The sequence below is a fragment of the Ruegeria sp. L12 genome (assembly GCF_056531745.1).
The window spans coordinates 172,029-184,664 of the sequence record NZ_JBQFMH010000003.1 but is presented as its reverse complement, the minus strand read 5'-3'; the positions used below and the strand labels follow the sequence as shown (position 1 = coordinate 184,664).

Here is a 12,636-nt window from a genome sequence, read left to right as displayed (position 1 = left end):
ATGCATCCCATCATCAAACTGGTTTCCCAGCGCCTCGCGCTGGGACTCCTGCTTCTCTTCGGTGCATCGGCTCTGATTTTCGGCCTCACCGAAGCTCTTCCCGGGGACGCTGCCCAAGCGGTCCTTGGTCAATCCGCAACCCCCGAGTCTTTGGCCAACCTACGTGAAGAGATGGGCCTCAACCGCCCTGCCACGACCCGTTATTTCGAATGGTTGGGTGGCATCCTGCAAGGTGACCTGGGCACATCCCTGACCAACAAGCTCGACATCGCAGAAAGCATCGGCAAACGGCTGGGCAACACTCTGTTTCTGGCATGCGTCGCCGCGATTGTGTCGGTTCCCCTGGCCATCTTTCTGGGCCTGCTCGCCGTCCGTTACCGCAACCGCTGGCCCGACAAACTGATCTCTGCCATTACGCTTACGACGGTTTCGATTCCCGAATTCCTGATCGGCTATGTGCTGGTTTATTTCATCTCGGTCAAACTGGGATGGTTTTCATCGCTCGCGATGATCAATGACTCGATGTCCTTTGGTCAGAAACTCTATGCGATTGCCCTGCCCGCTTTCGTCCTGACGCTGGTGGTTCTGGCACAGATGATGCGGATGACACGTGCGGCGATCCTGAACCTGATGCAATCGGCCTATATCGAAACCGCCGAGCTGAAGGGTCTGACCACATTTCAGGTCATTGCCCGGCACGCCTTTCCCAATGCCATTTCACCCATCGTCAATGTTGTGATGCTGAACCTCGCTTATCTGGTCGTGGGCGTTGTCGTTGTCGAGGTGGTGTTCGTTTATCCCGGCATGGGTCAGTATCTGGTGGATTCCGTGACCAAGCGCGACGTGCCAGTTGTTCTGGCCTGCGGTGTCGTGTTCGCTGCGGTCTATATCGGCCTTAACATGATCGCCGACATTGTGTCGATCCTTGCCAACCCAAGACTGAGGCATCCGAAATGATGAAGAATATTCCTGTTTCGGCTGCAATCGGTCTGTTTTTCACCGGCCTTTACTTTGTCGTCGCCATCGCTGCACCGCTGATTGCACCCTATGGCATGGCCGAAGTGGTCGGCGACGTCTGGGAACCTTCGAGTGCCGAGCATTTGCTGGGTACAGACAATATCGGTCGCGACCTGCTGACCCGCATGATCTATGGCGGACGTACGACCATCTTCATTGCGGCGGCGGCCACGATTCTCAGCTTTGTCACCGGGACCTCTCTGGGTCTGCTGGCGGCAGTGCTGGGCGGATGGGCCGATCAGGTCCTCAGCCGTACGGTTGACCTGATCATGTCCATTCCCACGCTGATCCTGTCGCTGGTTATTCTGGCGATTGTTCCCGTGACCATCCCGATCCTGATCCTTGTGATGGGCCTGCTGGACGCCACACGACCGTATCGCCTGTCACGTTCGGTCGCCGTGGACATCAACGTGATGGATTATGTCGAGGCCGCCAAGCTGCGCGGTGAAGGCCGGGTCTGGATCATCTTCCGCGAAATCCTGCCCAACGCATTGTCACCGCTGGTTGCCGAGTTGGGGCTGCGGTTCATCTTCATGGTTCTGTTCATCTCGACCCTGTCCTTTCTGGGCCTGGGCGTGCAGCCGCCGCTGGCGGACTGGGGCGGCATCGTGAAGGAAAACAAGGACGGCATCGTTTATGGCATCGGTGCGGCGCTTTATCCCGCCGTAGCCATCGCCACGCTGGCAATCTCGGTCAACCTTGTGGCTGACTGGGTCCTGAACCGTACCACATCGCTGAAAGGAGGCCGGGGATGAGCGACGATATCCTTCTCAAGGTCCGAGGCCTCAAGATTGGCGCGACCGTCTATCCGCCGGGTGAGAAACCTCATGACATCGAGATCGTGCACGGGGTCGATTTCGACCTCAAACGCGGCAAGGTGCTGGGGCTGATCGGGGAATCCGGGGCTGGTAAATCCACTATCGGCCTGGCCTCGATGGCCTATGGCCGGGGTGGCGTGAAGATCACCGGCGGCGAAGTCTGGGTGAACGGGCGCGATATCCTGAAGTCGTCGCTGGGTGACATCCGCAATCTGCGCGGGGGCGAGGTAGCCTATGTCTCGCAATCCGCTGCGGCGTCGTTCAACCCTGCCAAGAAGATCATGGATCAGGTGGTCGAAGCAGCCGTTGAACACAAGAAGTTCAGCCGCAAAGAGGCCGAGGCCCGCGCGCGTGAATTGTTCGCCAAGCTGGGTCTGCCTGATCCGGATAATATCGGCGAACGCTATCCGCACCAGGTCTCCGGCGGTCAGCTGCAGCGCTGCATGACTGCGCTGGCGCTGTGCCCCGAGCCTGATCTGGTGGTGTTTGATGAGCCCACCACGGCGCTGGACGTGACCACGCAGATCGATGTTCTGATGGCCATTAAAGAGGCCATCGCAGATACCGGCGTTGCCGCTCTTTATATCACCCATGACCTTGCGGTCGTGGCGCAGGTGAGCGACGACATCATGGTTTTGCGCATGGGCAATACGGTCGAATACGGCTCTACCGATCAGATCATCAACGACCCGCAAGAGGACTATACCAAGGCGCTGGTCTCGGTCCGGTCCATTGAACACGAAGAGAAACAGCCAACGCCGGAACCGGTGCTGAGCGTCGACGGCATCACCGCGCGCTACAAGGGGCTGAATTTCGACGTGCTGCATAATGTCAATGTCGAGCTTCATCCGGGGCAGACACTGGCGGTTGTGGGTGAATCCGGCTCGGGCAAGTCGACGCTGGCGCGGGTGATCACCGGCCTTCTGCCGCCCCGCGATGGCGAGATCACCTTTGCCGGGCGCAAGCTCAGCTCCGATCTGGCCGGGCGTTCGCGCGAGGACCTGCGCGAGCTGCAGATGATCTATCAGATGGCCGACGTGGCAATGAACCCGCGTCAGACCGTCGGCACAATCATCGGTCGCCCGCTGGAGTTCTACTTCAACATGCGCGGGGCCGAGAAGCGCAAGCGGATCATCGAACTGCTGGATGAGATCGAGTTGGGCGAGAAGTTCATGGATCGCTATCCGGCGGAATTGTCCGGTGGCCAGAAACAGCGTGTCTGCATCGCGCGGTCATTGGCGGCCAAGCCCAAGATGATCATCTGCGATGAGGTCACCTCGGCCCTTGACCCGCTGGTGGCGGACGGCATCCTGAAACTGCTGCTGGACCTGCAGAAGATCGAGGATGTGGCGTATCTGTTCATCACCCACGATCTGGCGACAGTGCGCGCGATCAGCGACAGCATCGCGGTGATGTATCAGGGTCGCGTGGCGCGCTATGGTTCAAAATCACAGGTGCTGAGCCCGCCGTTCGACGACTACACCGATCTGCTGCTCAGCTCGGTCCCCGAGATGCATCTGGGCTGGCTGGAAGAAGTTGTCGCCCATCGCAAGATGGAGAGCGCGGGGAACTGACATCCCGTGTGACAGTTCGTTGAAGAAATGAAATCCCGGCGCATCGTCTGATGACAGGTGTCGGGATTTTGCTATTGGGGGCGCAAATCGGCGGCCATTGAAAATCGAAACCTATAGGGTTGCCGGAAAGTACGGAAAGAAGGCTGGATCATGGACCGCAAACTGCTTTTGATCATCCTCGACGGCGTCCCCTGGCGCAATTTTCGCCGCCTGTTCGGCAACCTCGAAGGCTGGGTCGACAGCGGCGAGGCGCGGGTGTGGAAACTGCGTTCGGTACTACCTTCAACTTCGGCCAGCTGCTATGCTTCGATCCATACCGGCGTGACGCCGCAGGAACATGGCTGTACCGGCAATGGCAATGTCTTTCGCCTGAGCCATAAGGACGTATTCAGCCAGGTGCGCGAGGTCGGAGGCGTGACCGGAGCCGTCACCCACAGCTATTGGTCGCAGTTCTTCAACCGGCATCCGTTCGAGTATGTCCGCGACGTGGAATATGACGAACCGGACAGCAAGACCATCAACCATGGTCGGTTCCACACCATGACCGGCTATGGCAACGCCAATCAGATGACGCCTTGCGACGTGGACCTGTTTGCCTCGCTCACCAATCTCTGCCTGCGTTTTGGGCTGGATTACGGCATCCTGCACACCTGTACGCTGGACAGCATGGGCCATCGTTTCCACCACGACTGCCCCGAGATGGATCATGCCTGTTTCGTCGCTGACGAGATGCTAGCCCCCTTCATTCCGCGCTGGCGGCAACTGGGTTACGAGGTCATTGTCACCGCCGATCACGGTCAGGACGAGCGTGGCCATCACGGTGGACGCAGCCCGTTGCAGCAGGAAACGGCACTGTACTACTTTGGTGACGCCGAAGGCCCGGACGCGGATGCCGTCATCGACCAACTCCAGCTGGCGCCAACCGTCCTGACCCGCATGGGCGCGCCGATAGCAGAAACGATGAAGGCAAAGCCCTTTCTGATCTAAGCGTCAATCGTAAGACCAGATCCCCTGCCCCAGCGCCTCGATAGCGACCGATATTCGCTCAAAGCTGTCTGCGGCGCGCTTGACGGTCGTCCTTGCGCGCAGGTAGCCATGGACCAGCCCGGGTTCGTTGATGCAATGCGCCTGCCCCCCGGCAGAGGTGATCCGGGCGCAATAGGCGGGACCGTCATCGCGCAGCGGGTCACAATCGGCAGTCACAACAACGGTTGGCGGAAGGTCCGAGAAATCGCTGTCCTGTAAGGGGGCGAAGGTCGGGTCATTCTCGGGCGCGTCTCCGGCACAGCGAACGGTCTGGTAGAACAACACTTCGTCGCGCGTCAGCAGCGGGGCGTTTGCGTGTTCGAAATACGAACCTGTGTTCATGTCGCCGCCCAGCCCAGGGTAGATCAACACCTGCCCAAGCACGTTATCCAGCCGGCCCCGACCATGATGCGCTACGGATGCGGCGAGATTGCCGCCCGCGCTGTCTCCGGCCAGAACGATGGGATCACCAAATTCGCGAATGACCCAGCAGGTTGCGGTCCAGCTGTCCTGATATTGGGCGGGGTGTACATGTGCCGGACACAGTCGGTAGTCGACCGCGACGACGCGGTATCCGGTTTGCGCACAGAATTCGGCGCAGACGTCATCGTGGCTGTCCAGCCCACCGACAACAAACCCTCCGCCATGGAAATAGACGACACTCCGGGTCGGGTCGCCCGCGGAATAGATCCGGACGGGCACACCATCCGCATCACGGTCTTCCACTTCAACTCCCGGCGGGCGAGGCTGGCGAAAATCCTCGCACATCGCGTCATAAACGCGGCGCTGATCCTCGATGGACATATCGACCGCGTCGTCGGGATAGCTTTCAGCCGTGCGACGTATGAACGCCCAGGTTTCTTCGTCGATCAGGCGTTCATAGTCCATTGTCCCTCCTGCGGCTTATTCAGACCACTCCCACGGCTGGGTGAATGACCCCAGCACCTTGGCCACATCGTCTTCGGAAGATCCGTTCGCGTCAAGCTGCGCGACAAGCCCGCGCTTCTTGTCGTCGATCACGGAAACAACGCGCGCAGCAACGCCGGCGGTTTCCAGTGCGCCGTTATAGATGCGGGTTATGGCCTGTTTGCGCAGGTCGGGTTTGAACACCTTGCCGACGGCTGTCTTCGGCAATTCGTCCAGAATGGTCATATGCTTGGGCTGCGCCGCACGTTCGTGGACGTGAACCTTGCAGTATTCCATCAGCTCTTGTTCGGTGACCGAGGCGCCGTCGACCAGTTCGACAAAAGCGCAAGGCACCTCGCCCGAATGCGCATCGGGCTGGCCGATGGCCCCGGCAAAGGCAACGGCCTCGTGTCCCAGCAGGGCCTCTTCAATCTCGGCGGGGTCGATATTGTGACCACCGCGAATGATCAGGTCCTTGGCGCGGCCGGTGATCCACAGATAGCCATCCTCGTCAAACCGACCCAGATCACCTGTGCGCAGGTATTTATCGAAGTGATAGAGGTTCGTGTTCTTGTCGGTCTCGGTATATGTGTTGCCCGCGTAAACGCCGGGATTCGAGATGCAGATCTCACCGATCTGATCCGTGCCGCATTCGGTCGGGCCGTCCGGGCCGTCCTGCAGGATTTTGACATCCGTATAAGGGAACGGAATGCCGATCGAGCCGATCTTTTTCTCGCCATCCACCGGGTTGCAGGAAACCAGACAGGTGGCCTCGGTCAGGCCATAGCCTTCGACAATGGTGACGCCCGTCGCCTCTTCAAAGCGGCGGAACAGTTCCACCGGCAACGGGGCCGAGCCCGAGAAGGCGGTTTTCACGCTTGAGATATCGGCATCCACCGGGCGCTGCATCTTGGCCGAGATCGCGGTTGGCACGGTGATGATAAACGACACTTTCCAGCGTTCGATCAGTTTCCAGAAATTGTCGAACACTCCGTCGCCGCGATACCCGGCAGGTGTCGGGAAGATCACATGCGCGCCCGAGGACACGGCGGCCATCACGATCACATGCACCGCAAAGACGTGGAACATGGGCAGCGGGCACATGATCACGTCGTTTTCGTCAAACAGCAGCGTGTTGCCCAGCCAACCGTTGTAAATCAGGCCCGAATATTTGTGCTGCGCCACTTTCGGCATGCCAGTGGTGCCGCCGGTATGGAAGTAGCAAGCGACACGATCTTCGGTGCTGTCCTCGAAGTTCAGCGTCTTGGGTTGCTTGTTCAGCTCGGCATTGAAGTTCTTGTAATCCGCGTGGGCCAGCTTTTCCTTGTCGCCCATCTTGGGACGCAGGAGGGGCACCAGCCAGGATTTCGGCGGCGTCAGATAGCGGTTCAGGTCGATCTCGAGGATCGTGTTCACCCCAGGCGCATGGCGCACCGCTTCTTCCACCTTCTGGGCCACGTCGGTCTTGGGGAAGGATTTCAGCGTGACCACGACCTTCGCCCCGGTTTCACGCAGGATCGCGGCAATTTGTTCGGGTTCCAGCAACGGGTTGATCGGGTTCACGATCCCTGCAACCGCGCCTCCCATCATGGTGACCAGTGTTTCGTTGCAGTTGGGCAGCACATAGGCCACCACGTCCTTTTCCCCCACCCCCAACGAGCGGAACAGGTTGGCCGCCTGATTGACCTTGCCCAACAGTTCGGACCATGTCAGCGTCTCGGCCTTGTCGGTTGGGCCGGATAGCAATTGAAAGCTGATTGCCTTGTGGTTCGGGAACTTGCCCGCCGTCCGCGACAACAGCTGATGGAAGGTGACGGGCACATCCCGATCCTCCCACGTCATCTCCTGCTCGATGCGCGCCTTGTCTTCCAATCCCACAAAGGCCATACGGCTCCTCCCCTGATCTCTCTCCCGTGTCATGCGCGGGCTTGTTTGTCGCCTCCAAGATGAAAGCAAAACACAGCACACGCAAGCGACGGCTTAACTGTCGGGACCGGGAAAATGTAGAATGACGCTACGGCGAGACGATATGTGCCGGAGCGTCACTTTATTCTGCGGCCACCCCGTCGGTGAACTGCAGCCGCGCCAGACGGGCATACAGCCCATCCTGCGCCACCAGATCGTCATGGGTGCCCTGCGCCACGATGCGCCCGGCCTCAAGCACGACAATCCGGTCGGCCTTTTTTACGGTCGCCAGACGGTGCGCCACGATCAGCGTCGTGCGTCCGGCCCGCATATTGTCGACCGCCCCCTGCACCGCGCGTTCGCTTTCCGCGTCCAGCGCCGAGGTCGCCTCGTCCAGCAGCAGCACCGGCGCGTTGCGCAGAATGGCACGGGCGATGGCGATCCGCTGCTTCTGACCGCCCGACAGCATCACGCCACGCTCGCCTACAAAGCTGTCATAGCCCTCGGGCAGAGCAGAGATGAATTCATGCGCGGCGGCGGCACGGGCGGCGGCCTCAACCTCGGCATCCGAGGCATCCAGACGGCCAAAGCGGATGTTTTCACGCGCCGAAGCGGCAAAGATCACCGGATCCTGCGGGACCAGCGCCATGTGCTGGCGGAAGTCGTCACGGTTCAGGTCGCGCAGGTCGAGGCCGTCGAGGCTGACCTGTCCCGCATCGGGATCATAGAACCGCTGAATCATCTGGATCACTGTGGTCTTGCCCGCGCCGGACGGGCCGACAAAGGCGACGGTTTCTCCGGGTTTGATCTGCAGCGAGAACTGGTCCAGAGCAACGATGTCCGGGCGCGCGGGATAGTGGAACGTCACATCCTCAAAACGAATTTCACCGCGCAGAGGGGTGGGCAAGGAATGCGCCTGCGACGGATCATTGACCGTGTCCTGCGCGTTCAGCAACTCGACCAGCCGTTCGGTCGCACCAGCGGCGCGCTGCAGTTCACTCCAGATTTCCGACAGGGCGGCGACTGAACCGGCCATGATGATCGAATAGATCACGAACTGGATCAGCACGCCTTCGGTCATGACTCCGTTGCGCACGTCATTCGCACCCATCCACAGCACGCCGACGATGCCGGAAAAGACCAGAAAAATAACGATGACGGTCAGCACCGCGCGGGTCTGAATACGGCGCAGAGAAACTTTGTACGAGGTTTCCGTCATCTCGCCGAATTGCCTCCGGCTGGCCTGTTCATGGGTAAAGGCCTGCACGGTCTGTACCGCCCCCAGCGCCTCGCCCGCATTGCCCGAGGACGCCGCGATCCAGTCCTGGTTTTCGCGGCTGATCGCCCGCAACCGGCGGCCCAGCACCAGAATCGGCACGATCACCAGCGGGATCAGCAGCAGAACCATGCCGGTCAGTTTGGCCGAGGTCAGCAGCATCAGTACCAACCCGCCCGCAAACATCAGGAGGTTGCGCAAAGCGATCGACACCGAAGATCCCAGCACCGACTGGATCAGCGTGGTGTCGGTGGTGATCCGGCTCAGGACCTCTCCGGTCATGATGCGTTCGTAGAACTCGGGGCTCATCCCGATCACGCGGTCGAACACGGCCTTTCGGATATCCGCCACCACGCGCTCACCCAACCGTGTCACCAGTGCATAGCGAATGCCAGTACCCACGGCGAGGATACCGGCAATGGCCAGTGCCGCCACAAAATACCAATCCAGAAGCTCACCATCTTCGATGCGGAAATTGTCGACGACACGCCGCACGGCCAGCGGCAGGGTCAGGGTCATGCTGGCGGTCAGGATCAGCGCCAGCGTCGCACCGATCATCAGCAGACGATAGGGTTTCATGAAGGGCCAAAGCGACCTCAGAACGCCGATCTTCTTCGACCCGGCCCGTTCTTCATGGGCACCGGGTGCCTGTGCATTTGCTTGACTGGCGGAGCGTGTTCTTGCCATGTCTGGCCCTTGTCTTCTGGTCATCGCCCGCATCGGGCGCACATCCCCGCTTCTTGGCGACACAGGCGGATGGGGTCAAGCTTTGGGCGCGTATCCAAGGGTGATCCGGGCCTTTTGACGCATTCCACGACGGGGCCGATCTGAAACCTACGGCCGCATCTGAAACAGAAACGCCCCCAAGGCGATCATGTTCGGAGATGTCGGATTTCTTTTAACTTTCAACGCATTAAACCGTCAAATCAGACGGGTGTTTAAGCGTTTTTTGTGAAGGCTGATGTCTTTGGAGCGGGCGGCGGGAATCGAACCCGCTTCATCAGCTTGGAAGGCTGAGGTAATAGCCAGTATACGACGCCCGCTCAGCCCGAGCGGGTGTATTTCATCGCCATTTTGCGGTCAAGGGTGGATTTTCTGTTTTTCGTTTTACAACTGATGGGCGCCACCTTGGCGATCATGGCATGTTCCCATCCCGGCACCGATCACGAAAATGTGTTAAGGTGCGAAAATCCGCGGCAAAACGCCTGATCGGCGGCTTCAGCGGATTTACTGTGGGGGATATTCCAAATGACTGAATTTGATCTTGGTACCTACCAACGCACCATCACGACCACATCCAAGGAGGCTCAGCGCCTGTTCGATCAGGGGCTGATCTGGCTGTTTGGCTATAATCACGAAGCAGCGGCGCAGTGTTTTGAACAGGCCATCGCAAAAGACCCGGATTGTGGCATGGCCCATTGGGGCGTCGCCTATGCGATCGGACCGAACTACAACAAACCCTGGGAGTTTTTTGAACCCGACGAAAAGGTCGCCACGCTTGAGCGCGCGCATCAGGCGGTCGAGGCTGCGATGACGCTGCGCGAGAAGGTCACTTCGGTCGAAGCCGCCCTGATCGAGGCCATCGCCCACCGGTTCCCGACAGACCCCGAAATCGAAGACTACGGGCCGTGGAACGACGCATTTTCGGATTCGATGCGCAAGGTCTATGCCGACTATCCCGACGATCTTGAGGTTTCGTCGATCTTCGCCGAAGCTTTGATGAACCGCACACCGTGGATGCTGTGGGATCTCAAGAACGGGGTGCCCGCCGAAGGTGCCTCGACCACCGAAGCGCAGACCGTTCTGGAGCGCGCCTTCGATGCGCTGCCGGGTGCGTGGGACCATCCCGGCCTGCTGCACATGTATATCCACCTGATGGAGATGTCGCCTACGCCCGAAAAGGCGCTTCAGCATGGTGACAGGCTGGTCGATCTGGTGCCCGACAGCGGGCATCTGGTGCACATGGCCACGCATATCGACGTTCTGTGCGGCGAATATCAGAACGTAGTCTGGCGCAATCATCGCGCTGCGGCCGTCGATCAGAAATACGAAGCGATGGCGGGGGGTGAGAATTTCTATACCGTCTACCGCGTTCACAATGTTCATTTCGAAGCCTATGGCGCGATGTTCCTCGGTCAACCCGAAAAGGCGCTGGCCGCGTCGGAAGAGCTGATGCGGATGCTGCCCGACAATGTGATCCGCTTCTTCCCCGACCTGTTCGAATCCTTCTATGGCAAGAAGATCCACGTCATGGTCCGCTTTGGCATGTGGCAGGAGATTCTGGATGAACCAATGCCGGGTGACGCCGAATTGTACAGCTACACCACCGCCGCGATCCATCAGGCGCGCGCCGTGGCGCTGGCCAATCTGGGACGGTTGGACGCCGCCAAAGAAGCGCGGGAAATCGCCGTTCAGGCGCGCAAAGCGGTGCCCGAAAGCCGTCTGGTCTTTAACAATACCGCCGAGGACGTCCTGATGATCGGTGAGGCGATGATGGACGGTGAGATCGCGTTCAAATCCGGTGATCATGAGGGTGGTCTGGCCCATCTGCGTCGGTCGGTCGAGTTGGATGATGCGCTGGTCTATGACGAACCCTGGGGCTGGATGCAGCCCACCCGCCACGCGCTGGGGGCGTTGCTGATGGAGGCTGGTCAGTATGATGAGGCCGAAGCCGTCTATCGCGCCGATCTTGGTCTGGACAACACGCTGGCGCGCGCCTGTCAGCATCCCCGCAATATCTGGAGTCTGCACGGCCTGCATGAATGTCTGGCGCGGCGCGGCGAAGAGACCGAGGCACGGCATATCAAACTTCTGCTGGATCAGGCTTCGGCCCGTGCCACGGTGCCGGTGCATGCGTCCTGTTATTGCCGCAGCAAAGTAAAGGCCGCCTAGGTCGTTTTAGGGACCAAGAGACTGAACTCGGACACCTGCCCAAGCGCCAGCATACGGGGGCCTCACGCTCAGATATCCTCGCCCGGTGGGTCAAGCAGCCCGCCCGGCGCAAGCAGCGCGCGCTCGGACAGCCACGGGTTCAGCTCTAGCGCATGGTTCAGCGTTGCGCGCGCTTCGTCCAGTCGTTTGAGACCCAATAGCGACAGGGCCCGCCCGCTGATTGCCGCGACATGGTTCGGGGACAGTGCTATGGTCCGGTCCAGATCAATCAAGGCCGCCTGAAAGTCCTGCCGCAGATAATTGACAAACGCGCGCTGATTATACCCTTCAGCGTAGTCAGGGCAGTAGGCGACCAGCGCGTCAAACTCGGCCAATGCACCAACCAGATCCCATGATTCCCGCCGTAACATCCCGCGATCCAGCAGCGTTTGCGCGCGTGCATCCGGCGCATCAGTCCACAACTGCCACATCTGGCCTGAAATTCCCCGCGCCTCGTCTTCGGATGACGCGCCCTGCGCCTTTGCGATCAGGGCGTCGATCCCCGAGATATGGTCCGGTGCGTCCGGGCATTCGGCAGAGACCGGCGTGCCAAAGGTTGCAAGTAGGATAAGGGTCAGCGCAGTTTTCATACCTTCTAACCTGATCCCCAATCCCCTCGGGTCAACCGCTTTCGAGCGGGGCCAGCAACCCGGCCTCTTTCACCGCCTCCATCGCCACGAAGGTAGACGTGTTGGCAACATGCGGCAGGGATGAGATTTTCTCGGCCAGTACGGCGCGATATTCCGACATCGACCTGGTGCGGATTTTGAGCAGATAGTCGAAGTTGGAGGCGATCATATGCGCCTGTTCAATCTCGGCGACCTTGCGCACTGCCGCATTGAACTCGGCCAGCGCCTTTTCGCGGGTGTCGGTCAGGCGCACCTCAACAAAGGCCACATGGTCGAGGCCCAATCGGATCGGGTCCAGCATGGCGCGATAACCGGTGATGATCCCGTCCGCCTCTAGCCGCTTGAGCCGCGCCTGCGTCGGCGACTTGGACAAGCCGATTCTGCGCGCCAGATCCGTCACCGAAATCCGGCCATCTTCAGCAAGTGCCGTAAGGATGGCCTGATCGAACCGATCAAGTCCGGATAAGTCGTTTCGCACCTTCTGATCCTATAATTTCAGTCCATTCGACCGCCAAGCGACGAAATACAGTCCATTCTCCTGCCTAAGCGCAGTT

The 12,636-nt window shown here is 59.8% G+C and carries 10 protein-coding genes and 1 tRNA gene; 5 read left to right on the top strand and 6 right to left on the bottom strand.

The window, feature by feature from the left end:
* The 4 genes from ACR0K9_RS06345 (at window position 1) to ACR0K9_RS06330 (ending at window position 4,396) form a co-directional block, all read left to right on the top strand.
* Entirely contained in the window at window positions 1-957 is a 957-nt protein-coding gene (locus tag ACR0K9_RS06345) for an ABC transporter permease (protein ID WP_480530244.1), read from the top strand.
* Window positions 957-1,772 carry an ABC transporter permease gene (locus ACR0K9_RS06340; RefSeq protein WP_480530593.1) on the top strand — a complete coding sequence of 272 codons (816 nt, stop codon included), beginning with the start codon at window positions 957-959 and terminating at the stop codon, window positions 1,770-1,772. Before ACR0K9_RS06345 ends, ACR0K9_RS06340 begins: the two co-directional genes overlap by 1 nt.
* Entirely contained in the window at window positions 1,769-3,409 is a 1,641-nt protein-coding gene (locus ACR0K9_RS06335; RefSeq protein WP_480530246.1) for an ABC transporter ATP-binding protein, read from the top strand. Before ACR0K9_RS06340 ends, ACR0K9_RS06335 begins: the two co-directional genes overlap by 4 nt.
* 150 nt (window positions 3,410-3,559) lie before the next feature.
* Window positions 3,560-4,396: an alkaline phosphatase family protein gene (locus tag ACR0K9_RS06330; RefSeq protein WP_480821644.1), complete on the top strand. Its 837-nt coding sequence runs from the start codon at window positions 3,560-3,562 to the stop codon at window positions 4,394-4,396.
* Window positions 4,397-4,399: 3 nt separating this feature from the next.
* Here ACR0K9_RS06330 and ACR0K9_RS06325 read toward each other — a convergent pair whose 3' ends face one another.
* From ACR0K9_RS06325 to ACR0K9_RS06310, 4 genes are all read right to left on the bottom strand, one after another.
* Window positions 4,400-5,323 (bottom strand): alpha/beta hydrolase, encoded by a 924-nt coding sequence (locus tag ACR0K9_RS06325; RefSeq protein WP_480821642.1) that lies wholly within the window; start codon window positions 5,321-5,323, stop codon window positions 4,400-4,402.
* Between the two features lie 15 nt (window positions 5,324-5,338).
* Window positions 5,339-7,228 (bottom strand): acyl-CoA synthetase, encoded by a 1,890-nt coding sequence (locus ACR0K9_RS06320; protein ID WP_480821640.1) that lies wholly within the window; start codon window positions 7,226-7,228, stop codon window positions 5,339-5,341.
* 160 nt (window positions 7,229-7,388) lie between these two features.
* Window positions 7,389-9,209 (bottom strand): ABC transporter transmembrane domain-containing protein, encoded by a 1,821-nt coding sequence (locus ACR0K9_RS06315; protein ID WP_480821638.1) that lies wholly within the window; start codon window positions 9,207-9,209, stop codon window positions 7,389-7,391.
* A gap of 281 nt (window positions 9,210-9,490) precedes the next feature.
* Window positions 9,491-9,565: transfer RNA gene (locus ACR0K9_RS06310), tRNA-Gly, on the bottom strand.
* A gap of 205 nt (window positions 9,566-9,770) precedes the next feature.
* On the opposite strand from ACR0K9_RS06310, the gene ACR0K9_RS06305 reads away from it, so the two are divergent.
* On the top strand, window positions 9,771-11,414 hold the full coding sequence (locus ACR0K9_RS06305) for a hypothetical protein (protein ID WP_480821636.1): 1,644 nt from the start codon (window positions 9,771-9,773) through the stop codon (window positions 11,412-11,414).
* Window positions 11,415-11,482: 68 nt separating this feature from the next.
* Here ACR0K9_RS06305 and ACR0K9_RS06300 read toward each other — a convergent pair whose 3' ends face one another.
* Together ACR0K9_RS06300 and ACR0K9_RS06295 are read right to left on the bottom strand one after the other, a co-directional pair.
* Window positions 11,483-12,043, bottom strand: coding sequence for a tetratricopeptide repeat protein (locus ACR0K9_RS06300; protein ID WP_480821634.1), 561 nt, complete (start codon window positions 12,041-12,043; stop codon window positions 11,483-11,485).
* 31 nt (window positions 12,044-12,074) lie between these two features.
* On the bottom strand, window positions 12,075-12,560 hold the full coding sequence (locus ACR0K9_RS06295) for an Lrp/AsnC family transcriptional regulator (protein WP_480821632.1): 486 nt from the start codon (window positions 12,558-12,560) through the stop codon (window positions 12,075-12,077).
* Window positions 12,561-12,636 lie beyond the last annotated feature (76 nt).

Coding starts and splice junctions, on each gene's coding strand:
- ACR0K9_RS06345 (WP_480530244.1), top strand. CDS start 1: ATGCATCCCATCATCAAACTGGTTTCCCAGCGCCTCGCGCTGGGACTC.
- ACR0K9_RS06340 (WP_480530593.1), top strand. CDS start 957: ATGAAGAATATTCCTGTTTCGGCTGCAATCGGTCTGTTTTTCACCGGC.
- ACR0K9_RS06335 (WP_480530246.1), top strand. CDS start 1,769: ATGAGCGACGATATCCTTCTCAAGGTCCGAGGCCTCAAGATTGGCGCG.
- ACR0K9_RS06330 (WP_480821644.1), top strand. CDS start 3,560: ATGGACCGCAAACTGCTTTTGATCATCCTCGACGGCGTCCCCTGGCGC.
- ACR0K9_RS06325 (WP_480821642.1), bottom strand. CDS start 5,323: ATGGACTATGAACGCCTGATCGACGAAGAAACCTGGGCGTTCATACGT.
- ACR0K9_RS06320 (WP_480821640.1), bottom strand. CDS start 7,228: ATGGCCTTTGTGGGATTGGAAGACAAGGCGCGCATCGAGCAGGAGATG.
- ACR0K9_RS06315 (WP_480821638.1), bottom strand. CDS start 9,209: ATGGCAAGAACACGCTCCGCCAGTCAAGCAAATGCACAGGCACCCGGT.
- ACR0K9_RS06305 (WP_480821636.1), top strand. CDS start 9,771: ATGACTGAATTTGATCTTGGTACCTACCAACGCACCATCACGACCACA.
- ACR0K9_RS06300 (WP_480821634.1), bottom strand. CDS start 12,043: ATGAAAACTGCGCTGACCCTTATCCTACTTGCAACCTTTGGCACGCCG.